This window comes from Thermincola sp. GK-1 (genome assembly GCF_059412445.1).
Genome location: NZ_JBSQAT010000001.1, coordinates 186,540 through 210,939, shown reverse-complemented (window position 1 = coordinate 210,939; position 24,400 = coordinate 186,540). Strand labels below are relative to the sequence as shown.

Sequence of the window (24,400 nt, the reverse complement as noted above, 5' to 3'; positions counted from 1 at the left end):
TTGCTTAGTGATGTTCATCTGTAGCTCCCGCAATATATGTGGTAGCTAACAATGTAAAAACGAAAGCCTGAATTGCTCCCGTCAGAACACCCAAGAGCATCATTGGTACCGGCACCAAAACAGGCACCATTTCTGATAATTTGGCAATAATCATTTCCTCCCCGAAAATGTTACCGTATAGACGAAGGGAGAGAGATACCGGTCTAACCAGCTCTTCTATAATGTTCAGGATGAATAGGAAAGCCATTGGCTGAAAGAAATGCTTAAAAAATCCAATTCCTTTTGCCCGTATGCCAAAATAAAATACCGATAAGAAAACTAAAATTGCCAGACCTGCAGTAATACTGATGTTGTTGGTCGGAGGCACAAAACCGGGTATCATTGCCGCCCCCGGAAGCAAGCCGGAGTAATTGGAGAGAAGTATGTAAAGAAAACACGTTGCCAGAAACGGCCCATATTTTCTTGCCCTTTCTTCGCCCATGATGCCGCCAAAGAACCCGAATAATCCCTCCACAACAAACTCCATCACATTCTGAAGGCCTTGCGGCAATTTCTTCATATTTCTGGTTGCCAGGTAAGATAAAATTCCAAGCAAAAGAATAATTGCCCAAGACGTAATTACAAAGTGGGGTATTTCTATGCCACCCACATGGGCAAAAGGTTCCGGAAGTCCATGACCACCTTCTGCTGACACATTTCCACCTCCTTCGCGAAGCTAAGCTTCCAAATTTTTATATTGGTTTTTAATTTATGCGCTTCGTTGCAGCAAAATTTTTTCTCATAATTTGAGCTTATCGTCCGGTTCCTTGAATTCCTGGTTCTTAAATCTTTCGTCAAAATCCAGACCGGGGAACCTGAGACCGTCATCCCGCTTTTTTCCAGTTAAAGGAGCCTTATCAGCAGGGGCGGCATTACGCCACCATTCTTCATTGGTATTTATAACGACAAACACTCCCATCACTACTTTGGGCAGCAATATCCCAAAAAAACTGCCTACTCCGAACTGAAAACCCGCCTTCGGGATAACGAGATACATAATAATAACCATGATCCAAAAACGTATATGGTAACCGGCAAAGCTTAATACCTTTGCCAGGTCCGGCAGGGCAGACTTAAAAGCCTTGTTCAGGATTATACTAACTACACGATAATTGAGAATCATCAAGCCTACGCCAAAGGCCAGTCCGTATGCAAATGATCTAAAACCCGCAAAGTATGTAATGCCTTCGATAAATATGGCTATTATAAAGGTCCATTTGGTAATGCCGCGCTGAACTTCGGGTGTATCAACCGCCATAACTCAGTCCCCTCCTTTTCTAGGAAAGGCCAGGTCATATAGCGATTTGATACCGGCCGCGGTCCCCAGGAGAAACATTATTATTGTCAGCCACGGTTTGGTGCCAAATCGGCTATCCAGCCAATCACCCAAAAAGTAACCAACGGCTACCGACGCAGCCATTGTAGCGCCGGCAGACATAACCAACCCCAGCAACCTGTAGCCCTGGATTCTTTTATCATCATCCCCCATGGTAACACCTCTTAAACGGGGATTAGGCAATCAATAAATTATATGATTTCACTAAATTAATCATGTTATTCATGAAAATATTTCGCAAAATTTCAAAATTTTGCGAAATCCCAGGACTTACAAAAAGACATAAGCACTTTCCGCCTGACTTAAAGCCTGCAGCGGCAGTTTATGTCCTTGTACGAAAACTTATAACGCTCTTTATATTCTATCTTTTTTTACAAAATCCTTTTTTTTAAAGAATTTTTTTTGGCTTTTTTCCAGCAAAAATCCCTTTGACCGATTATTTAAGCTGATTAAAATCGGCAGGCTTGGCTTCCTGCAGCCCGAAATAGTAAAGCAGGGCCTCACTTATTCTTTGGGAAGCCCGCCCATCGCCATACGGGTTAACAGCATTAGCCATCCTCCCATAGGCATCCGCATCGGTCAAAAGCCTGTGGCAGGTTTCCACTATTTTATCTTTATCAGTACCTACCATAACTACTGTACCCGCTTCTACCGCCTCCGGTCGTTCAGTGGTGTCCCTGAGAACCAAAACGGGCTTGCCGAGGGAAGGAGCTTCTTCCTGCAGTCCCCCGGAATCGGTGAGAACCAAATAGGATTTGTTCATAAGATTCACAAATGGTTCGTAATCCAGGGGATCAACAAGATGTACACGCTCCAGGGAGCCCAGAACCTCGTCTACTACAGCTCTGACTTTGGGATTTTTATGTACAGGAAATACCACTTCTACGTCGTGGTGGGCCCTTAGGACCTCTTTCAATGCAAGGTATACGTTGCGCAGCGGACCACCCAGGTTTTCCCGCCTGTGGGTGGTAACTACCAAAACCTTTTTATTGGCAAAATCCACTTTTTGCAATTCCGGATCCCCAAATTCATATCCCTCTCTTACAGTAGCCATTAAAGCATCAATGACTGTATTTCCCGTAACAAAAATACTTTCTTTCTTAACATTTTCGGCCAGAAGATTGGCTTTGGCCGTATTTGTCGGGGCAAAATGAATATCTGCTATAGCCCCCGTCAGTTTTCGGTTCATCTCCTCAGGAAAGGGAGACAGCTTGTTGCCCGTGCGCAGCCCGGCTTCCACGTGGCCTACCTTAATCTGTTTGTAAAAAGCCGCCAAACTTGCCACAAAAGTAGTGGTGGTATCGCCATGGACCAGTACAATATCAGGTTCTTCTTTCTCAAAAACCCGCTGCAGTCCAAGGAGGGCTTTAACGGTAACATCATAAAGTGTCTGGTTGGCAGTCATTATATCCAGGTCATAATCGGGTGTTATGTCAAAAAGTTTCAACACCTGGTCAAGCATTTCCCGGTGCTGGGCAGTAACCGCTACTCTGGCTTCGATTTTTTCTTCCTTTTCCAGGATTTTCACCAATGGCGCCATTTTAATTGCCTCTGGCCTTGTTCCAAATACTGCCATCACTTTTAATCGCTCAGCCATAATTACCTCCTCATCACCCATCCAGGCAAACCAGTTCTACGCCGGCCTCTTCAAAGATTTCCAAGGCCAGGGCATCGGGGTATTTTCCCCGGTAAACAACTTTTTTAATTCCGGCATTGACAATCATTTTGGCACACAAAATACAGGGCTGGTGAGTTATGTAAAAGGTCCCGCCCTGAATATTGATTCCGTGCATCGCCGCCTGAATGATTACATTTTGTTCGGCATGTAGACCTCTGCATAATTCGTGTCGCTCACCTGACGGTATGTTTAACTTGTCCCGCAAACAGCCTGTTTCATCGCAGTGTCTAAGTCCGCGCGGTGGTCCGTTATAACCGCTGGCCAAAATCCTGTTGTCCCGTACTATAACAGCCCCCACTTTTCTTCTTAAACAGGTGGATCTGGTGGCAACCACATCGGTAATTTGCATAAAGTAGTCTTGCCAAGACGGGCGCACCTCATTTACCTCCCCAATGATTAATCCATATAAAGCGGGTATTCTTTGCTTAATTCTTCAACCATCTTCCCGGCCTGTGCCAATTTGCTCTCGTCAGAATAGTTACTTAAAGCCAAATCTATAATTTCGGCAATGCGGGCCATCGCTTCTTCTTTCATACCTCTGCTGGTTACGGCCGGCGTGCCTATCCGGATGCCGCTGGTCACGGCAGGGCTCTCCGGGTCGAAAGGAATGGCATTTTTATTCACAGTTATCCCGACCCGGTCCAGAACATTTTCCGCCACCTTGCCGGTAATTCCTTTGTTCCGTAAATCTACCAGCATCAGGTGGTTATCCGTACCCCCGGAAACCAGGTTAAAGCCCCTGTTCATTAATTCACGGGCCAGGGTCTGGGCATTATTAACCACCTGTTCCTGGTAAATCTTAAATTCAGGAGATAAGGCCTCCTTAAAGGCAACAGCCTTTGCTGCGATTACATGCATCAGCGGCCCGCCCTGAATCCCCGGGAATACAGCTTTATCTATAGCCGGTCCGTATTTGGCCTTGCATAAAATCATACCGCCCCTTGGGCCCCTGAGGGTTTTGTGGGTCGTGGTAGTGACAAAATCAGCGACCGGAACAGGGCTGGGATGTAAACCTGCAGCAACCAGCCCTGCTATATGAGCCATATCTACCACCAGGATGGCCCCTATTTCCTCGGCAATCTCCGAGAGCTGGACAAAATCTATAATGCGCGGGTAGGCGCTTGCCCCAGCCACAATGATTTTTGGTTTGTGCCGGAAAGCGATCTCAAAAACTTTTTCGTAGTTGATTCTCCCTGTGTCCTCTTCTACGCCGTAGGGTACAAAATTATAATAGGCGCCGGAAATGTTTACCGGACTGCCATGCGTCAAATGCCCCCCATGGCTCAGGTTCATACCCAATACAGTATCGCCGGGCTTTAACTGGGAAAAATAGACTGCCGTATTGGCTTGAGCCCCGGAGTGCGGCTGTACATTAACATGCTCAGCGCCGAAAAGTTTTTTGGCCCGCTCAATAGCCAGGCTCTCCACGATATCAACGAATTCACAACCCCCATAATACCTGCGGCCGGGATAACCCTCGGCATATTTATTGGTGAGTACAGACCCCTGGGCTGCCATAACCGCTTTGCTGACAAAGTTTTCCGAGGCAATCAGTTCAATATTGTTTTGCTGGCGGGCTTTTTCTTTTGCTACCGCCTCAGCTACTTCAGGGTCTACCTGTCCGATTTGTTGCAACTCATCCATCTTAAAATCCTCCCCACTTAATAATCACGTTTCTCCTCCAGTTGACATATTTTTTGCACCCTCCGTAAGTGCCTGCCACCGGCAAATTCTGTAGACAGCCATATCTTGACAATATCCCTGGCCAGTCCGGGACCTATTACCCGTTCGCCCATGGTCAGTATGTTGGCGTCATTATGCTCCCGTGATGCCCTGGCGGAAAAGGTATCGTGGCATAAAGCCGCTCTTATGCCGGGCAGTTTATTGGCTGCGATACCGATCCCGATGCCGGTCCCGCATATAAGGATTCCTCTGGTATATTCGCCTTTTTGTACCGCTTTTGCCACCGGATAAGATATATCAGGATAATCAACGGCATCCTCGGAATAGGTGCCAAAGTCTTTGAATTCAATATTTTCTTCCGTCAAAAATTTTTTTATTTCTTCCTTTAAACGGAACCCCCCGTGGTCGGAACCTATTGCTACTTTCAACTCAGTTTCCCCCCATAAGTTAAGCCTTATAAAATAATAAATTTTAAGTTTCTACAAAAATAGTTTTTTCCCTTTTAACTTTCAAAATTTTAACCATTTTTAACCATTAGGAATTTTTTCACCGCTTTTTCAACCAGAGTCCTTAATTCCGCCGCACATTCCCTGTATATTTCAACAGCTTGTCCGAAAGGGTCGCTAACGTCCTTGGCCCCGCAACCGTTGCCTGTATATTCAGCAAGGGTGTATACCTTCCGGGCATATTGGGGAAACCGGTTAACCAATATGCGCTTATGTTCAGCAGTCATGGTTAAAATCAGGTCATATTTATCCAGCATGTCAAGCGTCAAGGGCCGAGAACGGTGTTCTTTTAAACTGATTCCTCCTTCCGCCATTACTTCTACCGATTGCGGGGAAGCCGGACTGCCCGGCCAAGCCGCAAGTCCCGCAGAAGCAACTTCTACCTGGCTTTCGGGCGCATTGGCACTAAGCCAATTCCGGGCCAATGCTTCTGCCATTGGACTCCGGCAGGTATTGCCCGTGCAGACAAACAAAATGCCACCGGCCATTATCGCACCTCCGTTTATAATAACAACTTAATGCCTATAAAGATTAAAATTGCGCCCCCTAAAATTACAGCTTTTTCACCTATCCAGCCTCCCACCTGCTGCCCCAGTAGAAAACCGGCCATAGTCATTAACCCGGCTACAGGACCCATTATCAATACCGCCTGGCCCAAAGCCAAGTTCTGAGTACCCAGGGAAAATCCAACACTAAGAGCGTCCAAACTTACGCTGCCGGACAAAAAAACAATACCGGCAGTATTGGTCAGAAGTATGTTTGGTCCTTCCTGTTCACCATTTTTTAAGGCGCCGTACAGCATTTTTATACCCAGGTAGAGAAGCACAAGGGCTCCGGCAATACTTGCAGTACGCCCCGCAAAAGCGCCGAAAAGTTCGCCGGCATAAACCCCAGCCAAAGGCATGGCTATGTGGAAGAGCAGTACGGCAGTACTCATGACCAAAATTTGCCGCCTTGTTATTCCTCCCATCCCCAAACCAACTGAGAGAGAAAAAGCATCGGCTCCCAGCGCTGCCGCAATCAATAAAACCGTAACAAAGTCCACTTTTGGCCCTCCTCAATAAAATTCCAGCCTTAGTTTGCCCTAAAAGAACAAAAGTTTCTGCCGAAACCTCATGGAAACTTTTGTTGATTTCCGCTGTTTAGATTAGCTGTTTAGATTATATGAGGAAAAGGCCTGGTCAATTACCTGGGAGGCAGCCTTGGTCAAACGGTTCATGATGGCCATACCGATACCCGCCTCCGCAAAACCTTCAGCTATAATAACATCAGGTTTTTGGGCATCAACCTCTCTTAATACTTTAAACAAGTTCCCCGCTATTTCTTCAAGGTGGCCACGATGGCCCAAAATGCCGCAGAGCACATCTTCAAGTGGCAAAATCGCTGCCGTTTCCACACTTACCATAAGGGCTACTTTCATGCCCTTTGACCGGTACCGGTCGGCCAACGCCTGGATTATATCCGCCACAGCTTTCCCCGGCACGGGTTTAACCAGAATTAATTTGGCTTCCGGCGAATAATGACGGTATTTCATACCTGGCGCTTTTGGAGCCTGGTGGATAATTTTATCTACCGACGGTAGGTCCAGATCCACATGACCCAGAATGGCTTCCAACTGCTCCCTGGTTACTCCCCCCGGCCTCAAAATAACCGGCGTGTCGCCAGTCATATCCAGTACTGTAGACTCGACGCCTACCTGAGCCGGACCACCGTCAATTACTGCATCAATCTTGCCCGCCAGATCATCCATTACATGCCGGGCCTCAGTAGGGCTCGGTTTTCCTGAACTATTAGCGCTTGGTGCAGCGATAGGCAGCTTCGCCGCCTTAATCAAAGCCAACGCCACCGGGTGATTGGGCATCCGGACGCCAACAGTCTTTAACCCCCCTGTAACGGTCCGGGGAATATCATCGCGGCACGGCATAATAATAGTTAAAGGCCCAGGCCAAAACACTTCCATAGCGCGCCTGGCCGTTAAAGGCACTTCCGCTACCAGCATTTCTAACTGGCTAAACGCTGCAATATGTACAATTAACGGGTTATCGGAAGGCCGACCTTTGGCGGCAAAAATTTTTTGCACGGCCGGCCCGTCCAGGGCGTTAGCGCCCAAACCATATACCGTTTCTGTCGGAAAAGCTACAACCCCGCCCCGTTTTATAATCTCTGCCGCCTGGGATATGGTCTCTGGGTCGGGATTTTGGGCATCTACCTTTAATAAAAGAGTCTTTGCCATAACATTTTACCCTTCTTTGGGATTAACTAAAGAAGTATTTTCGTTTTTCCCCCGGCCCACAATTATGGCCTTGAGCAGCGGAGGGGTAATAATCGTCGTTATCAGCACCATAACCACGGAAGCGGTAAAAAGGGAATCGTTAATAAGGTTTCGGTTTAATCCGATAGTAGCAATAATCAAAGCAATCTCCCCACGGGATATCATACCGGCCCCAATGACCAGAGAATCACGGTTGTTAAATCCCGCAATTCTGGCACCAACACCGCACCCCAGAATTTTTGTCAGAATAGCGATCAGGGTTATGGCAGTCACAAATAGTATGCCCCCCTGCAGGGAATTTACCTGCGCCAATAAGCCTATACTTACAAAGAAAACAGGAATGACAGTTGTGAAACCTACCGTTTCAGTATGTTCCGTAACCTGGTGACCGAACTTTGTCATGCCGATAAGCACTCCTGCTATGTAGGCCCCGGTAATATTGGCTACACCACTTAATTCAGCCACATAGGCAAAAACAAAAGCCAACACAAGCCCAGCCGTTGTCAGCCCATGGTTGACAGGCATCTTGTCGGCAAATTTCAGGACCGGCGGAATAAGTTTTTTGCCTATAACCAATGCAACCACAAAAAATATTACCATTTTTCCGATTAAAATTCCCACTGCTCCTATGCCGGAGCCAGCGCCGGCCAAACCGAGCACGAGGGTCAAAACCACAATACCTAATATATCGTCAATAACTGCAGCCCCCAAAATAGTAAGCCCTACCGGAGTCTGCAGCCGTCCAAGTTCCCGCAGGGTAGTGGCAGAAATACTCACACTGGTAGCCGTAAGCAAAGTACCGATAAACAGGGAAATAAAAAGGTTGTGACCCGTTGCCAAACCTATGCCCAAGCCTGCCAATAGCGGTAAGATTACACCGCCAACAGCCGTTAAGGTAGAAGCAAAACCTGCTTTTCTGAATTCCTCCACATCCGTTTCCAAACCGGCCAGAAACATTAATACGATTACTCCCACTTCCGCCAGTTCTTTGATTATCTCCGTGGGCTGCAAAATTCCCAGCAGTGAGGGGCCGATAATGAGGCCCGCTAAAAGCTTGCCAAAAACGGTGGGCTGGTTCAATCTTTTACTGATGGTCCCGAACAATTTAGTGGCCGTCAATACAATAACCAATTGCAGTAATATACTTTCACTTACCGCCCTTTGCAATTCATGATACCAAGTCATTTATAAAGCCTCCCGTACTTAATTTATGCCATAGCTACGGAAACAACCCGGTCCCTGCCTGACAAGTCTTTTATCACCCTTATGCCGGAAAAACAAGGTATTTGGGTCAGGAAATCGGCCAGAAGGCCGCTTTGGTCATACCCTATCTCCATCAATAACCTGCCGCCTGATTTTAAAACCCGGGGAACCTGCCCGATTAAACTTTTATATAAGTCCAAACCTTCACAACCTCCGTCCAGGGCAAGGGCAGGTTCGTATTTTCGCACTTCATCGGGCAGTTCTTTGAGCACCTCACCGGGAATGTAAGGCAGATTGGCAGCTATCAAATCCACCCGGAAATTCGGGCGATTAATGAATGGAGTCAGCAGGTTTCCCTGTACAAACTCTATCCTATCGGAAACTCCTAAGTTGATAGCATTTTCCCTGGCCAGGTTGAGAGCCTCCGGTGAAATATCTGTGGCAAACACCCTCGTCTCCGGAAGGTAGTAAGCAGCAGAAATGGCTATCGCGCCGCTGCCTGTCCCTACATCAACCATCAGCGCCGGTTTGATGGCTAAAATCTCTTCTACCAGTATTTCTGTATCCGGGCGCGGTATTAGAACACTGGAATTTACTTTAAAGTCAAGGGACATGAATTCTTTGGTCCCAGTCAAATAAGCAACGGGTTCCCTAAGGCCCCGTCGTTCGACCAGATTGCGGAAGCGGCCAATCTGCTCGTCAGAAAGTACCGCTTCTCTATTCAAATAGAGCTTTGCCCGGTCCATACCCAAAAGATATGACAACAGTACTTCCGCATCAAGGCGGGGCTCGTCTATGCCCTTTTCTCTTAACCTGTTGGTAGCCCATACAAGGGCCTGTGACACAGTCTGAACCACAGAATTAACCTCTTTTACTGCAGATAATTTACTTATGTTTACTTATTGCACTTCTTTAAGTTTTTCGGCCTGATCAGTGGTAATCAGCGCTTCAATAATCTCATCCAGATCTCCTTCAAGAACCATGTCCAGCTTGTGCAGAGTCAGGCCTATCCGGTGGTCGGTCACCCTGCCCTGCGGAAAGTTATAAGTTCGAATACGTTCGCTACGGTCCCCGGTACCGACCTGACTTTTCCTGGTACTGGCCAGTTGATTCCGCTGTTCTTCCTGGGCTTTGTCCAACAACCTGGCCCGCAATACACGCAGAGCTTTCTCCTTGTTTTTATGCTGTGATTTCTCGTCCTGGCAGGAAACTACTATTCCCGTCGGAATATGAGTAACTCTGACGGCTGATTGGGTAGTATTGACCGATTGTCCCCCCGGGCCACTGGAACAAAAAACATCTATGCGCAAATCGTTGGGGTCAATATCCACATCCACTTCCTCCGCTTCGGGCAGAACAGCAACTGTTACCGTAGAAGTATGAATTCGGCCGGAGGATTCCGTTGTCGGCACCCTTTGTACCCGGTGTACGCCACTTTCAAATTTCAGCCTGCTGTAGGCTCCCTGACCCTCTATGAGAAAAATTATTTCCTTAAATCCCCCGATATCAGTAGGGTTGGAACTGAGAATCTCTGTTTTCCAGCCTTTGGCTTCAGCATACCGGCTGTACATGCGGAAAAGGTCACCGGCAAAAAGGGCAGCTTCCTCGCCGCCTGCCCCTCCCCGAATCTCCATAATTACGTTCTTTTCATCATTGGGATCTTTAGGCAGAAGGAGGATTTTCAACTGCACGGAAAGCTTTTCCTCTTTTTCTTTCAGTTCCGCAAGTTCCTGTTCTACCATTTCCCGAAATTCGCTATCCAACTGATCTTTCAATAACTCTTTGGCTTCATCTATTCCCTTTAAGACGGACTTATATTCCCGATATGTTGCAACAATTTCCGTGAGCGCAGCATGTGCCTTTGCATGGCGCTGCCATTGGCTCTGGTCCGCAATAATTTCGGGGTCGGCAATCAGTTTGCTTAATTCTTCGTATTTTTCTTCCAGACTCTGCAGTTTTGCAAGCATTCAACCACACCTCTACACCTTACTTTAACTATTATTATATGGCAACCTGCTCTTCGGTTTTAACTGTTTTTTCTTCCGGCAATATGGCCTTTAAAGCCTTAATCGCCACCTCAATCTGGGCGTCATCGGGTTCCCTGGTGGTCAATTTCTGCAGCCATAACCCCGGAGCTATAATTATTTTCATCAAAGGGTGGCGCGAATATTTCCCGGACAGTTTAATCATTTCATAAGAAATACCGGCCACAATGGGCAGCAAAGCTATCCTGGAAACAATCCTTACCAGGAGCCCCGGTTTACCTAAAAAACTGTATAAAAATATCATTATTACCATAACTATAAGTAAAAAACTGGTCCCGCAACGAGGATGCAAGGTAGAGTATTTTCGCACATTTTCTACCGTTAATTCTTCTTCATATTCGTAAGCATGAATTACTTTATGTTCAGCGCCATGGTACTGAAAAACCCTTTGAATATCTTTCATGCGCGAAATTAATGTCACATATAAAAGAAATATGGATATCCTGACCAAACCCTCAAGAAAGTTTAGCAGATAGACATTATCGATAAAATACAAAAACCTGGCTATTGTTGTAGGCGCTACAACAAACAGTAATATACCCAGCACCAAAGCCACAGCTATAGTTAAACCTAATTCCCAGTTGCTCAGTTCCTCTTCTTCTTCTTCAACAGCCTGATTGGCTGAAAAGGTAAGAGCCTGGATACCTATGATCATTGATTCAAAAAGTACTATAACTCCCCGTAAGAACGGCCACTTTAAAAACTTCAGTTTATCAGTAATTGATTTGATGGGACGTTCCTCAATGACGATGCTGTCATCTTCTTTCCGAACGGCAATAGCCAGTTCCTTCGGACCCCTCATCATAACTCCTTCAATAACTGCCTGCCCTCCATATTGACAAACCCTACTCAAGGTATCAACTCCCCTTTTATAAATGCGGCGGGACCTGCAAAAAGGGCAGAGCCTCCGCTCTGCCATGCCTCATTACATGTAAACTTTCTGTCATCCTTCATTAGATATAAATTTTATGTTTCTTATAAATTGAATTTTTTCTTAAATTTATCTACCCTGCCACCGGTATCAACAAATCTCTGTTTGCCTGTATAAAAAGGATGGCATTTAGAGCAAATCTCCACCCTAAGTTCTTTTTTGACCGAACCCGTCTCGAAGGTTTCGCCGCATGCGCAGATCACTCTGGCAGGCCCGTAGTCAGGATGAATATCTTTTTTCACGACCTTTCACCTCACTCCAAAGTTCTTTCGAAAGTCAACTTCAATAATTATAACACAACCTTTAGAGTTGCGCAAGATTTGCTTTCCCAAAGGATTTTATTCTATCCTTTATTTTAGAAATCTAGACCTGACGGGTTTGGAAAAACTGCCGATTAAAAGGTCCGGAAACTCTTCCCTGAGACATTCAATTAAATCGGGAATACCCATGGTCTGCGGCTCCCCCGGCGGAATAGCCTGAGCCAGCATTAACGGGTCTATATTTAAATTTCTAAACTGTATCATATCTATGCCAAATTCATCAACCAGATCGATCAAAGCTTCTACTTCCTTTTCCCTGTCGGTAAGACCGGGATATGTCAGCAGGTTTAATGCCACAAATACTTTTTCTTCTTTGGCAATGGCAATGGATTTCTTTACGTCTGTCAAAGAATAGTTGCGGGGACGGTAATAGGCATTATAAGTTTCCTCCAGGGCGCTGACAGTGCTGATACGCAGGGAATCTATCCCGGCTTTGCATACTGCCTTAATCCCCTCCGTAAACCCACCATTGGTATTCATGTTAATAGTTCCTAAGCCTGTACGGTCGCGTATTCTTCCAATTGCTTCAGCAATAACCTGATAAGCCAAAGCCGGCTCCCCTTCGCAGCCCTGGCCGAAACTGACAATCGCATCATCGGCTTTCACCAGGTGCTCGTATGCTATTTCTTCTATCTCCTTTACCGTAGGAGTAAAAGATATCCTGGTTTGGGGCGACGGACAACATTCAGCAGGCTGTTCGGAAATGCACCCCAGGCACCGGGCATTACACCGGGGCGATACGGGTATCCCCCCCTCCCAGCGTTCGTAAAATATGTTTTGTGCCGTAAAACAGGAATAGTGCAGCGCACACTTGGCCAGTTGGTCTAAAATCCGGTTATTTTTGTGCCTGGCAAGCTTTTGGGCGATTTTACCGGCCAAGTCTTCCGTATTATAGTTGACCGGGTCCCATTTATAAGGGTCATCCGTGGGATAAGCCGCTACATAAACAGTCCCGTCTTGCCAACCCACAGCGGCATAGCCAAACAGCGGCAGATAGGAATCGGTGACCGGTTTATAAGCCGGCACCAGGGTTCTCGTATACCCCTGAGGTAAAAGCGCCCCTACAGCCCACATGGGCCTTCCCTCACCCTTAGCCAGGGTAAAGTTGCCCTTTGCATCAAGGCCAACAGGTATCCTGTCCGGAAGCAGCACTAACGAAGCGCCTTCCGGCAGGGGGATCATTTCTTTAGCCACCGGTTCGACGAATATTTCACCAATACGGCCCACCATTTTTAGTTCCGGGTGGTCATAAAACCGCCCTTCACTATCGGCAAAAATCAAGTCGTACATTGAAATAGCTCCTTGTCCCTGATTCTGCCCTAATTATATCCCATCAGGAGCTGTCAGGCAAGCAGTTCGGGTTGGCACTGTAACGGTGAGGAGGGGTGGGAGAGGGTCTCCGCTACCAGGGAGCTTTGTGCTGCAAAACCTAGCCAGGCAGGCAGCGTTCCCGAACTCGATGGCTCATGTTGCAGTTTCGGCGGAAAAACCGCTGCACATAAAGTAAACGTTGCTTAAAACAACTCATCACTTTAATGTGCAGCGGTTTTTTGATATCCTGCAGAGTAAATGCAGTAGTAAAGCCTCAAAACGGTATTTTCGCCATCTTCGGACATGCGGGAACACTCTGCGTGCCTGGCTGCAGTTTTGCGGGCGCAGTCGCTCCCAAACAGTAGCCGGAGAACCCTACCCACCCCTCCCTTTTACCGGTAAGCGCTGTGTTTTCTCTGGGTTCTCTGAGCCCTCTGCGGTAATTCTTACCAGCCACCGCTAACCGGCGTTACCGGTTAACCGGTAAGTAATAAGCCGGGTTAAGGGGCCGCCCGCCGGCCAGCACTTCAAAATGCGTATGCGGACCCGTTGACCGACCTGTGTTGCCTACCAGAGCAATAACCTGTCCCTTTTCCACTACTTCGCCTTCACTGACAAGGACTTTAGAAGCGTGGGCGTATAGGGTTCTCAGGCCATCGCCATGGTCAACAATAACGGCATTGCCGTAAGTTCCTCTTTCCCCGGCAAATACAACTACCCCTTCCTGCACACAGTAAATAGGGGTCCCCTCCGGGGCGGCAATGTCCAATCCTTCATGCATACGTCCGTCCCGCATTCCATACATGCTGCTAACCTCGCCGTTGACAGGCCATAAATCAAAACTCCATACTTTCCGCATGGGCGAAATACTGATCGCCACCCTTTCCGGAGGTATGGGTATGGCTATTTTCTGCCCAGCCATCAATTGGCGCGGGTCGGTCATTTCATTTTCCCGCATGATTATCTGGTAATCTATGTGGTAATTCCGAGCAATACGCCATATGGTTTCGCCTTCCTGCACTTCGTGGGTTATGAGTTGGCCGAGCGGTATTTTTAAAACCTGCCCTTCTATTAGCCTGGCTTCCGGGTCCAGGCCGTTTATGCCGGCCAGTAATTCTCTGTCTATATCTCTTTGCGCTGCTAAATCCCATAAAGTGTCCCCGGGCTGCACCACGTATAACATGGTTTGATCAGCAATTGACGATCCCGCCCGCGGCACGCCAAAGGCCGGACAAGTTGCCGACAATATAATACCTATGCATATTAAAATTCGTATACTTTTCTTAGCTGTTTTATTCATGTAAGCTACCTCCTTTTGAGGAACCTTTTTCTATTCTAGCCATGAAAATCGGTATGTATACAAAAATTTTACGGCTGATAAGAGAGGCCGCTGTAGTAACTTGAGCCCCTGTAACGGTGGGACCGGCCTATTGGAAGGGTGGGTGAAGAGTTGGTAAAGGGTGGGTGGGGTTCGCAGGCTACCGTTAAGGAGCGACTGCGCCCGCAAAACCGCAGCCAGGCAGGCAGGGGGTTCCCGCATGTTTGAAGATGGCGAAGGGCGCTGTGCTAAGGAAAAAACTGCCGCTGTGGAAGTAAAACAACCGTTGCTCCGAGGCTACGGGCGGAGACAGTGTAAACCTCGTTCAGTTGAAATCACTGAACCCGGCCAAATCGTCATCCGTGACTCGTGGCCGGGTTTCCGGCGTCCGTGCCGGAAACAGTGATTTCAAGCCTTCACTGTCATTAACACTGTCTATCCGCCCTCCACCAAGTCGCAACTTATTGTTTTACCTCTACAGCGGCTATTTGTTTTCTTGGCCAGGTTTTGCAGCACAAAGCTCCTTGGTAGCGGAGAACCCCACCCACCCCTTCCGTGGTTGAAGGAAGGCGTAGCCTCCGAGCAACGGTTGTTTTACCGTATAGCGGCAAATTATTGTTCCGCCCGGCCTTCAAATTTCACATGAGCATGTTTATTCGTAGGCTTTCGAGCGATTTATTTTCACCCCTGTTAACAGATGCCCAAAGGGTAACCGGTTAAATAATTTTACCGCTAGTAACGAAAAAAGTATTGAAACCAAAAAGAGTGAAATTATAAACGAAGTCCTGTAAAAGCTAAAAAGACCTGGGGCATAGTAGCACATGATTGTTGAGAAAAAGTAAATTACCAGCAGGTGAATAAAATATATGCCAAAGGAATTATTCCCCATTTGCTCAAGAATGCCTACCGGAAGGCGAAGCTTATCTTTTAACATGTTTAACGATTTAAAGAAAAAAGGAACAGCCGCTAAAGTGTTTAAAAGCACCGATACTCTTAATGACGTCAGCCGTCCTATGTCATAAGGAGGATGCAAGAAGGCCTCTGCAACTACGAGGGCAAGGGTGACCAGATAGAAAATGCCACTGGCCACAAAGTACTTTTCTGCAAACCGTTGGAATGTATCCAAACGGAGTCCCATGCTTAAACCAAGTAAGAAATAAAAATACCATGCCACAAAAGTTTTCCAATAATATTTTACAAACCAGTCAACCAGGTAAATTCCGGTCAGTTTTCTAAAATGGAAAAAGTAGACCATTAACAACAGGTAAGCAAAAAAGGCCATCAATAAAATAACTGTGTGATCCCTGAACTTGCTCAGCCTTTTAATTAAAAACGGGTAAAGCAGGTAAAATTGTACAATTAAAATTACAAAATACAAGTGTACATAATTCCGGCCAAAGAGCAGATTTTTGGTAAATATGAGACCTATTTCCGCCCAGTTTGCAGAAAATGAGTTAAAGTCCATTATTTTCGCATCATTGGGAATCTTCCCAAGGACGGTCAGATAAAAACCGAAGTAAACCACAGACCATATTATATAGGGTATGAACACTTTATTAAATCTTTTTGTGAAAAACCGGGAAAGCTTGATATCACCCGTTTTTCTGTAGTTATAAGCCAAGCCGAAACCGGATATTATCAGGAAAAGCGGCAAACAAAAACGGACGGATTGGTTAAGGACCAAGGCCAACTTAAAGGATAAAAAATCCGCTCGTTCAGCAACCAAGAAATAGGCAGTAACATGTAGCAAAACAATGCCCATAATAGCCAGGCCGCGCATGAGCGCAATCTCTTCGACTTTCTGCTGCATTTAAAAACTCCCTTTCTTTGACACCCGGTTTTACCTTAGTCTGTCTTAAGTCTACCATTAAATTGTCTGTTTTTCCATATCTTTGTTAATGTTTTCCCTTTTTATGCCAACATTTGGTTTTGAAACATTTTAAGGTTATCGTCAGGCCCAGTGAACTGCTCTAACTTAGTTAGAAATAAAAAAAAGTAACTGCAATTAGACATAGCAAATTGCAGTTACTCTTCGTGTAGTTCTATACGGCCTTAGCCTAACTGACTGCGCGTACAAGCAGTTCCTTGTTGGTTTTCGTCTTCTTCAGGCTTTCGGCCAGTATCTCGATAGCTTCGCCATTTGTAACATTGGCAAAGCTCTTTCTGAAACCCCACATTAATTCCAGTTCCTCTTTGCTCAGCAGCAGGTCTTCTTTACGGGTGCCGGAACGTTTTATGTCTATAGCCGGGAAAATCCTCCGCTCGGCCAATTTCCTGTCCAGAATCAATTCCATATTGCCCGTACCTTTAAATTCCTCAAAAATCACGTCATCCATTCTGCTGCCGGTATCAACCAGGGCCGTGGCCAGTATGGTCAGGCTGCCGCCTTCCTCTATATTTCGCGCAGCGCCAAAAAACCTTTTGGGCTTATGTAAAGCGCTGGGATCCACACCGCCCGATAAAGTACGACCGCTGGGCGGCTCTACCAGGTTATATGCCCTGGCCAGACGGGTAATACTGTCGAGCAGAATCACCACATCCTTTTTATGTTCCACCAACCGTTTAGCCCGCTCCAGTACCATCTCCGATACTTTGACATGGTTTTCGGCAGGTTCATCAAAAGTTGAGCTGACAACTTCACCCCGCACCGATCTCTGCATATCTGTAACTTCTTCCGGCCGCTCGTCAATAAGCAGTACCATTAAATGAATATCCGGATAGTTTTTAGTAATGCTATTGGCAATTTGCTTTAACAAAACGGTTTTACCGGCTTTCGGCGGTGATACGATCAGCCCCCGCTGCCCCTTGCCCAGGGGAGCAATAAGGTCTATAAGGCGGGTAGATAACAAATCGGGACTGGTTTCCAGAGTAATTCTTTCCGTAGGATAAATTGGGGTTAAAGCATCAAAATGCACTCTGTCGCCTGCTGCCTCCGCATCAAAACCGTTTACCGTTTCCACCCTGAGGAGGGCAAAATACCTTTCATTATCCTTCGGCGGCCGCACCTGTCCGCTGATTAAATCACCTGTCATTAAATCAAATCGCCTGATCTGTGATGGGGATACATAGATATCATCCTGGCTGGGCAAATAACCAAAGGGACGAAGAAAACCGTAGCCGTCCGGCAAAATTTCCAGAACTCCTTGCGCAGTTAGAACTTCATCGTTTTTTGTCTTGTGTTTCATTATTTCGAAAATGAGTTCTTTTTTCCTAAGTTTGTAATATCCGGTGATTTCCAGTTCTTTTGCGATTTTATAAAGTTCGACCATTGTCATAGCTTCCAACATAGCTTCGTTCATAGAATACCTCCCAATAGTTGGTAATACCTGTATCATTGCCCCAAGAGGTAAAAATTATACAATATTTAATGAATTTTAGCCTTACGCCTTTGTCTTCCTTGTAAAAAATAATATACGGAAAGGTAAGAAATTAGACCAATAATCATGCCGTTGACAGAACCGGCCAGTAAGTACGGGAAACCATAACTGATTATCTCCCCAAAAATCCTGTGCAACAAAGAATTTCCTTGTGGCGCAGTAATCGAAACAGCTTTAAGACTGGGGAGAAGAGCAATCAGTTTCTTAGACATCAATATGTTCAACGTGACAATTCCGGCAAACAGCGGTTTAAATGCTGTAGCCGACATAACGGCTGCCAGGCTGTTCATTCTAAGGAATTTGGCTGCCACAAAGGCTATAAATATACTCACCAGTGGTATGGGAACCACAAAATCCATTGCCAACCCAAGGGCGAAACCCTGAGCAACCCTGGCCGGAGCATCTTTTAACCTAATCATTTTCAGGTAATGATATCTCAAGTACCTCTTTATATTCAACGGATATTTCCTCCCGGTCCATAATCATAAGGTCAAGGGTTTTCACAAAGTTAGTCTGTATCTTTTTATCAACAATTAAGCAAAAAACAACTTGGTTGTCCATTCAAAATACAAATGCTACAGGGAGAAAATTGCCTCGCCAAAAATATCTTCGGAAATACCGGAAGAAATGAGACCTGCTGTAAAAGCGGCGAAAAGAATTGCCAAACGGAAGGTAGGAACAAAATACAAAATACCTATTAGCGAACCAAGCAGACCTCCCCCTAACTCCTTCTATTCTGCTTTAACAGTTAAGAGAAGGCTGTTACTCAATGATTATAACACTTTTAAAAATAGTCAGTCAAGAAAGAACGGATTTTTGAAAAAAAAACCTGCAGCCATCCTTTCAAATGATGGCTGCAGGGCCGAAAACCATTGCCGGTTTGTATATCATCTGTATATTACCTGCATATTACCTGCGGAAAACAAAAGGTTTCAAATCGAGTCTGTGGATAGCATCAATAAATCTTACGGTACCCGTTACAGAACGCATAACTACTGTATGGGTTCGTCCGCCGTGAGCAAAAAACCTTACACCTTTTAACAGATCTCCGTCAGTAATTCCGGTAGCGGCAAATATCACATCATCAGATTTAACTAAATCATCCATGGTCAGCAATTTATTGATATCATTAATTCCCAATTTCTTGGCCCTTTCAACATCTTCATGATCTTCGGGCCAAAGTCGCCCCTGCATTTCCCCGCCCAGGCATTTCAGGGCCGCAGCTGCTACTACACCTTCCGGAGCGCCCCCAATACCCATCAAAATATCAACCCCGGTACCGGCCATACCTGCCGCAACAGCAGGAGCCACATCGCCATCCTGAATTAACTGAATACGGGCACCGGCTTCACGCACTTCTCGAATAAGCTTATCGTGGCGCGGCCTGTTTAGAATTACCACCGTTAAATCCTCAATGGACTTTCCTAATGCATCAGCCACAGCTTTAAGGTTTTCCTTAACGGGTGCGTCGAGGTTAATTTTACCTTTTGCCTTGGGGCCAACGGCTATTTTATCCATATACATATCAGGCGCATGCAGGAGACCGCCCTTTTCTGCGGCCGCCACAACGGCAATGCTGTTGGGTAGTCCCTTGGCTACGTTATTAGTCCCTTCTACAGGGTCAACGGCAATATCAACAGAGGGGGCGGTTCCATTGCCCACTTTTTCCCCTATATATAACATAGGAGCCTCATCCATCTCTCCCTCTCCGATCACCACTGTCCCATCAATGCAAACGGTATCAAAAACTGCCCGCATAGCGGTTACCGCAGCCTCATCAGCGGCTTCCTTATCCCCTCTGCCCATCCATCTGGCCGCAGCAAGAGCCGCTGCTTCTGTAATTCTAGCAAATTCCAGCGCCAATTCTCTTTCCAAGGTACTCCCCCCCAAAAAAGTATAGCATTAATTTGTTGATGTGTTATACTATATTCATTCTACTAATAAGTTTATGTTCCTGCATCAACTTATTTATTTTTCACCGTCTCCCAGTCAGCAAGGAATTTTTCAATCCCTATGTCCGTCAGGGGATGCTTTGTCATCTGCATAATTACCTTAAAAGGAACCGTCGCTATATGGGCCCCGGCTTTGGCTGCTTCGGTAACATGCATGGGGTGTCGGATGCTGGCAGCAATAATTTCCGTATTAAATCCATAAATATCAAAAATATCCACGATATCCCTGATCAAATCCATGCCGTTCTGACCCACATCATCCAGCCTGCCAACGAAGGGGCTGACATATGTCGCCCCGGCAATGGCCGCCAACAATGCCTGGTTGGCCGAGAAAACCAAAGTCACGTTCGTTTTTATTCCTTTACCTTTGAGAATTTTGGTGGCGGTTAACCCTTCGGAAGTCATAGGGATTTTTACAACTATATTAGGATGAATTTTGGCCAGTTCTTCTGCTTCTTTGACCATACCTTCAGCTTCCAGGCTGATGACTTCTGCGCTGATTGGCCCGTCCACAACTGAGCATATTTCCTCCACCACTTCCTGAAAATTCCGCCCTTCTTTTGCTATCAGCGAAGGGTTTGTGGTGACACCGCTTATAACCCCTAAACGGTTGGCTTTTCGGATTTCTTCCACGTTAGCTGTGTCAATGAATATTTTCAAAGCCTTGCTCCCTCCTTGACTTGTTTCATCAATGTTTATTTTTTAAAAAGAAACGGGTTTTTATCACGAAAACCCGTTCATTGGTCCGGCTAGAAAAACTGTCTGTGCTAGTTTACCTGTGGCATGGTAACTTCTTGGCCAAAGTCTGTCAGGTTCATGACCAAGTCTAAATACGTGACAATTTCCCCTTTGGTACCGGAGAATCCAGCCATTTTCATTTTCGTATAGCTGCCGACTTCCATCCTCGTTATGTAAAAGGTTTGCTTATCTATAAATATCTTGTATGAAACATCAAACTTCATATTACGGTAGGTATTTTTTAATTCTTCTTTCATTTTGGCTTCGTCTATTACTATTCCTTTATCCCCGGCAGGTAATTTCATCTGGTCAACCGTTTCTATAAGTTTATTTTTGTATTTTTCCTGATCTATCCTGGTATGGAGGACATAATAACTTTTCCCTTCTATCACGGCTTCATCGCCGTAACTGAAGATAAGGCCAAATTCCTCCAATTCCTTAAGCACCTGAGTGGGGTCCTGTTTTTGTGCACCGGGTTCGTTGTTTAAATTATCTGGTAGTTCTATATCGACCTTTTGCCAATCCTGGTCCATGACCCTGGTATATACTTCCTTATTATTACGGACATACATTTCTATGGGAATATCCATTTTTATAAACTCATTGGCCGACTTGACTACTTCTTTTAAATACATTTCTGCCGGCGCCTTGAAAGCGCCTTCTAACGTGACCTCGCCCTCCATGGTCTGCCCTAATGTGGTAGTCTTTGTTGTTCCTTTGCCGTTAAACCTGTAACTCTTTACATTCAGCATGGCCTGATTCGATTTTGCGTAAAGTTCTTCGGGCAGCATATTGTCTTTTTTCTCTTCGTGGATAATGCTGACGGTCCGGGTCTGAGCATCCCAATTTACCTGGGCTCCCAGGGTTTCGGATACGAAACGGACAGGAACCATGGCCCGACCGTCTATCGACCTGGCAGGCACTTCTAAATTTCCGCTCCGCTGACCATTGACATATACTTCTTTACTGTCCAGCTTCAATTTTATTTCCTTACCGCTTTTTTGAATCTTAACGGTGCCGGAATCATTTTCCCAAACAATGTTGGCTCCCAAAGCATCGCAGATTGCTCTTAACGGAACCAGTGTCCGTCCCGATTCTATGACCGGTTCCACATCCCCCTGCAGAGGTTTGTTATTGAACTGCAGCCCCACTTCTCCGGCAAAAGCCGGCGAAGCCCCTAAAAAGACAACAAAACATAAAGCAAACACTAATAACAATTTTTTATTAAACACAGTTTTTCCCCCCATTTTTTATTACTTACATAGTAAGTTTTTCATAAACACTGTGAGTTTTTTACATAACCACCCCTTCCGGCCAGTTGATAAGTCCCATAAAAAGCCATTCCTTTTTCCTTGTTACCAATTATACAACTGGTCAGTTAAGAAAAATGTCGAAAAAAATAGACTGCGGCATATTTTCAATAAGTTAGTAAAATAGAGCAGGTTGTCCTGCTCTATTATGCCTTGCCATTACTGCCGAAGACTCTTATCTTTTCCCTGATAATTTCAATTGCCGCCTCTTTAGCAGGCCCCAAAACCTTGCGTGGGTCAATTTCATCCGGATACTTGGCCAATACTTCGCGACATTTATCAACAAATGCTTCCCTGATATTTGTATCTATGTTTACCTTTCTAACCCCTAGTTCGATAGCTGTTTTGATAGCATCATCGGGTACGCCCGATGAACCATGCAGCACAATGGGGATATTCACCAGAGACCTGATTTTTTGCAGCCGTTCAAAGTCCAGCTTGGGTTCGCCCTTGTACCTGCCATGGGCCGTCCCGATGGCGACCGCCAAAGAATCAACACCGGTTTTTTCCACAAAATATTTAGCTTCCTCGGGATCAGTCATAAGGGCTTCCCGGTCTGTCACAGATATATCGTCTTCTGTTCCGCCGATTTTTCCTAACTCCGCCTCGACAGAAACGCCGACGGCTCTTGCCACGGCAAGCACCCGGTTGGTCAGGTCAATGTTCTCTTCCAAAGGTAGCTTGGAACCATCTATCATAACAGAACTGAAACCATGCCTGATACATTGCATTACCTGTTCAAAACTGGTCCCATGATCCAGGTGCAAAGCCACGGGTATGGAAGCCTTCTCGGCGGCAACCCTGGCCATGGCGGTTATGTAATCTATGCCGGCATATTTAATAGCCCCCTGACTTGCTTGCATGATAACCGGCGCCTTTTCAGCCTCTGCCGCGGCAATTATGGCCTGAACTATTTCCATGTTGTTGCAGTTAAATGCGCCGACAGCATATTTCCCTTCCTCTGCTTTCCGCAATAAATCACTAACAGGAACCAGTGACATTAATTGAACAACCCCCTTAAAATATTTAAACTTATGTATTTGTCTTTTCTATTATCTCCAAAAGCTCATATCCAAAACCCGTCAACGGCAATTACCGTTTATTTCTTTTTTTCGGTTTAGGACCGCTGTTTTTACCGGAATTGGAATTGTTATTCTTTATGGAATTAAGAAATTTAAAGCCGTTTTTAACCAATTCAATTTTCTTGATATTTTGGATATTGATTAAATCGTCGTCGGTTTCCGCATAGACTACCGATTCGGCTCCACAATCCTTGCACTGCAGCTCGATACGGTCAGGAAAGATATCAATTTCAATCTGAAAACTGCCGCATTCGCAGTAAAGATACCCCTCTTCAGCAAAATCATGCAGGTAATTTAACACTTCAAACATAACTTCCGGATTGAAGAAATAGTCATCGTATCCCAATTCGTCCACCAGGGTTTCCAGGTTATGTTCATAGTTCTCCGCCACAGCGCGTACTTTTTCATCAGGGCCAAAGAAACCCAACTCCACGTTGGTGTCGGAACAATAAAAGAAATTAACTTGCTCATTCCACAGTTGTCTGGCTCTATAGTAAACCAGGTGGTTTGTTTCACACAAAACACAGGGAATTTGCAGCCAGAATTGTTGCCGGTTTTTCGTCCCGATAATCAGTTTGGGCGCTCCGCAAGTGCAAGAAACCTTTACAGTATTGGTTCCGGCAAAATCGAACCGTGACAGTTTATGAAATTCAAGCTTCCCGCAAGACGGGCAGCGCATTGCAATCACAGTTTCAGTAGCGATAATCATAGAATGACCTCCTCAAGTATTCTTACTTCGCCACTAAACAAAAAATTCCTCTTTTTTGCGCACTATTGATATCCTCTTATTAGCTTTGGCAAGCTTAATGGCAGTTTTTATTGTAACTCCTTAATCCAAGATAGGACAGCACGCTAAAAAAAAAGTTTGTCCTTTAAACCGGACAAACTTCCTAACTGGCCTTTTCGCTGTTTTCCACCACTTTTTTTACCATTTCCCGTAATTCGTTAATATCAAAAGGTTTGGTGACATATTCTTTTACTCCCAGATTCATCGCTTCGGAAACTATATCCACTTCGCCATATGCCGTCATCATTATTATATTAGGATTGAAATCTAATTTCTTTATTTCTTTTAATGTTTCCAGGCCGTTCATACCCGGCATCTTCATGTCCATCAAAATTACATCCGGCTTTTTTTGCTTTATTTTATCTATAGCCTCAAGGCCGCTGCCGGCCAGTTCCACATTATAATCATCCTGTCGAAAAGCCTCAAACAGAAGCCGCCTTACACCTATCTGGTCGTCCACAACCAAAAGCTCCACTTTTTTTGTCACCGGTTCCACCTTCTTTCAAGGTCGG

27 protein-coding genes are annotated in these 24,400 nt (G+C 45.6%); all 27 read right to left on the bottom strand.

The features are described 5' to 3' along the window. Positions 1-4: 4 nt before the first annotated feature. Positions 5-694, bottom strand: a complete 690-nt coding sequence (atpB, locus tag ACSNJE_RS01100; RefSeq protein WP_013121715.1) for a F0F1 ATP synthase subunit A — start codon at positions 692-694, stop codon at positions 5-7. Between the two features lie 84 nt (positions 695-778). Continuing rightward, complete coding sequence (locus tag ACSNJE_RS01095) at positions 779-1,297, bottom strand: hypothetical protein (RefSeq protein ID WP_495251761.1); 519 nt, start codon at positions 1,295-1,297, stop codon at positions 779-781. A gap of 3 nt (positions 1,298-1,300) precedes the next feature. Then, positions 1,301-1,528, bottom strand: coding sequence for an AtpZ/AtpI family protein (locus ACSNJE_RS01090; RefSeq protein WP_013121717.1), 228 nt, complete (start codon positions 1,526-1,528; stop codon positions 1,301-1,303). Positions 1,529-1,811: 283 nt separating this feature from the next. Next, positions 1,812-2,972, bottom strand: a complete 1,161-nt coding sequence (gene wecB, locus ACSNJE_RS01085) for a non-hydrolyzing UDP-N-acetylglucosamine 2-epimerase (protein WP_495251760.1) — start codon at positions 2,970-2,972, stop codon at positions 1,812-1,814. Between the two features lie 13 nt (positions 2,973-2,985). Then, positions 2,986-3,429 (bottom strand): deoxycytidylate deaminase, encoded by a 444-nt coding sequence (locus tag ACSNJE_RS01080; RefSeq protein WP_013121719.1) that lies wholly within the window; start codon positions 3,427-3,429, stop codon positions 2,986-2,988. 20 nt (positions 3,430-3,449) lie between these two features. After that, the gene (gene glyA, locus ACSNJE_RS01075) at positions 3,450-4,697 is read right to left on the bottom strand and encodes a serine hydroxymethyltransferase (protein ID WP_474659006.1); all 1,248 of its coding nucleotides are present in this window, start codon (positions 4,695-4,697) and stop codon (positions 3,450-3,452) included. A 17-nt stretch (positions 4,698-4,714) separates the two neighbouring features. Next, a complete protein-coding gene (rpiB, locus tag ACSNJE_RS01070) occupies positions 4,715-5,164 on the bottom strand; it encodes a ribose 5-phosphate isomerase B (RefSeq protein WP_495251759.1) in 450 nt (149 codons plus the stop codon). Positions 5,165-5,253: 89 nt separating this feature from the next. Beyond that, positions 5,254-5,730 (bottom strand): low molecular weight protein arginine phosphatase, encoded by a 477-nt coding sequence (locus ACSNJE_RS01065; protein WP_495251758.1) that lies wholly within the window; start codon positions 5,728-5,730, stop codon positions 5,254-5,256. Positions 5,731-5,744: 14 nt separating this feature from the next. Continuing rightward, a complete protein-coding gene (locus ACSNJE_RS01060) occupies positions 5,745-6,287 on the bottom strand; it encodes a manganese efflux pump MntP (protein ID WP_495251757.1) in 543 nt (180 codons plus the stop codon). A gap of 102 nt (positions 6,288-6,389) precedes the next feature. After that, on the bottom strand, positions 6,390-7,475 hold the full coding sequence (locus ACSNJE_RS01055; RefSeq protein ID WP_495251756.1) for an L-threonylcarbamoyladenylate synthase: 1,086 nt from the start codon (positions 7,473-7,475) through the stop codon (positions 6,390-6,392). 6 nt (positions 7,476-7,481) lie between these two features. Next, positions 7,482-8,699, bottom strand: coding sequence for a cation:proton antiporter (locus tag ACSNJE_RS01050; protein ID WP_495251755.1), 1,218 nt, complete (start codon positions 8,697-8,699; stop codon positions 7,482-7,484). A gap of 23 nt (positions 8,700-8,722) precedes the next feature. Then, positions 8,723-9,574, bottom strand: a complete 852-nt coding sequence (gene prmC, locus ACSNJE_RS01045; protein ID WP_474773521.1) for a peptide chain release factor N(5)-glutamine methyltransferase — start codon at positions 9,572-9,574, stop codon at positions 8,723-8,725. A 42-nt stretch (positions 9,575-9,616) separates the two neighbouring features. Further along, a complete protein-coding gene (gene prfA, locus ACSNJE_RS01040) occupies positions 9,617-10,684 on the bottom strand; it encodes a peptide chain release factor 1 (RefSeq protein ID WP_495251754.1) in 1,068 nt (355 codons plus the stop codon). A gap of 34 nt (positions 10,685-10,718) precedes the next feature. Further along, positions 10,719-11,615, bottom strand: a complete 897-nt coding sequence (locus tag ACSNJE_RS01035; RefSeq protein ID WP_474658999.1) for a DUF1385 domain-containing protein — start codon at positions 11,613-11,615, stop codon at positions 10,719-10,721. A gap of 122 nt (positions 11,616-11,737) precedes the next feature. Continuing rightward, positions 11,738-11,935, bottom strand: a complete 198-nt coding sequence (gene rpmE / locus ACSNJE_RS01030; RefSeq protein WP_013121729.1) for a 50S ribosomal protein L31 — start codon at positions 11,933-11,935, stop codon at positions 11,738-11,740. 108 nt (positions 11,936-12,043) lie between these two features. Next, positions 12,044-13,303 carry a radical SAM family protein gene (locus ACSNJE_RS01025; protein WP_495251753.1) on the bottom strand — a complete coding sequence of 420 codons (1,260 nt, stop codon included), beginning with the start codon at positions 13,301-13,303 and terminating at the stop codon, positions 12,044-12,046. A 490-nt stretch (positions 13,304-13,793) separates the two neighbouring features. Beyond that, positions 13,794-14,624 carry a peptidoglycan DD-metalloendopeptidase family protein gene (locus tag ACSNJE_RS01020; RefSeq protein WP_013121731.1) on the bottom strand — a complete coding sequence of 277 codons (831 nt, stop codon included), beginning with the start codon at positions 14,622-14,624 and terminating at the stop codon, positions 13,794-13,796. Between the two features lie 343 nt (positions 14,625-14,967). Beyond that, entirely contained in the window at positions 14,968-15,102 is a 135-nt protein-coding gene (locus tag ACSNJE_RS01015; protein WP_282432173.1) for a hypothetical protein, read from the bottom strand. Positions 15,103-15,294: 192 nt separating this feature from the next. After that, positions 15,295-16,452, bottom strand: coding sequence for an acyltransferase (locus tag ACSNJE_RS01010; RefSeq protein ID WP_495251752.1), 1,158 nt, complete (start codon positions 16,450-16,452; stop codon positions 15,295-15,297). A 247-nt stretch (positions 16,453-16,699) separates the two neighbouring features. Continuing rightward, entirely contained in the window at positions 16,700-17,941 is a 1,242-nt protein-coding gene (gene rho / locus ACSNJE_RS01005; protein ID WP_052217813.1) for a transcription termination factor Rho, read from the bottom strand. A gap of 65 nt (positions 17,942-18,006) precedes the next feature. Continuing rightward, the gene (locus ACSNJE_RS01000) at positions 18,007-18,477 is read right to left on the bottom strand and encodes a DUF2062 domain-containing protein (protein ID WP_013121735.1); all 471 of its coding nucleotides are present in this window, start codon (positions 18,475-18,477) and stop codon (positions 18,007-18,009) included. 451 nt (positions 18,478-18,928) lie between these two features. Beyond that, positions 18,929-19,894 (bottom strand): class II fructose-bisphosphatase, encoded by a 966-nt coding sequence (gene glpX / locus ACSNJE_RS00995; RefSeq protein ID WP_474660566.1) that lies wholly within the window; start codon positions 19,892-19,894, stop codon positions 18,929-18,931. An 89-nt stretch (positions 19,895-19,983) separates the two neighbouring features. Continuing rightward, positions 19,984-20,631: a fructose-6-phosphate aldolase gene (gene fsa / locus ACSNJE_RS00990; RefSeq protein ID WP_052217809.1), complete on the bottom strand. Its 648-nt coding sequence runs from the start codon at positions 20,629-20,631 to the stop codon at positions 19,984-19,986. A gap of 107 nt (positions 20,632-20,738) precedes the next feature. Further along, positions 20,739-21,941, bottom strand: coding sequence for a DUF6612 family protein (locus ACSNJE_RS00985; protein ID WP_474660564.1), 1,203 nt, complete (start codon positions 21,939-21,941; stop codon positions 20,739-20,741). 224 nt (positions 21,942-22,165) lie between these two features. Further along, positions 22,166-23,020 (bottom strand): class II fructose-1,6-bisphosphate aldolase, encoded by an 855-nt coding sequence (locus tag ACSNJE_RS00980; protein ID WP_013121739.1) that lies wholly within the window; start codon positions 23,018-23,020, stop codon positions 22,166-22,168. Between the two features lie 91 nt (positions 23,021-23,111). Beyond that, positions 23,112-23,810, bottom strand: a complete 699-nt coding sequence (locus ACSNJE_RS00975; protein WP_052217805.1) for a hypothetical protein — start codon at positions 23,808-23,810, stop codon at positions 23,112-23,114. A gap of 181 nt (positions 23,811-23,991) precedes the next feature. After that, a complete protein-coding gene (locus ACSNJE_RS00970; protein ID WP_052217803.1) occupies positions 23,992-24,375 on the bottom strand; it encodes a response regulator in 384 nt (127 codons plus the stop codon). Positions 24,376-24,400: the final 25 nt, after the last annotated feature.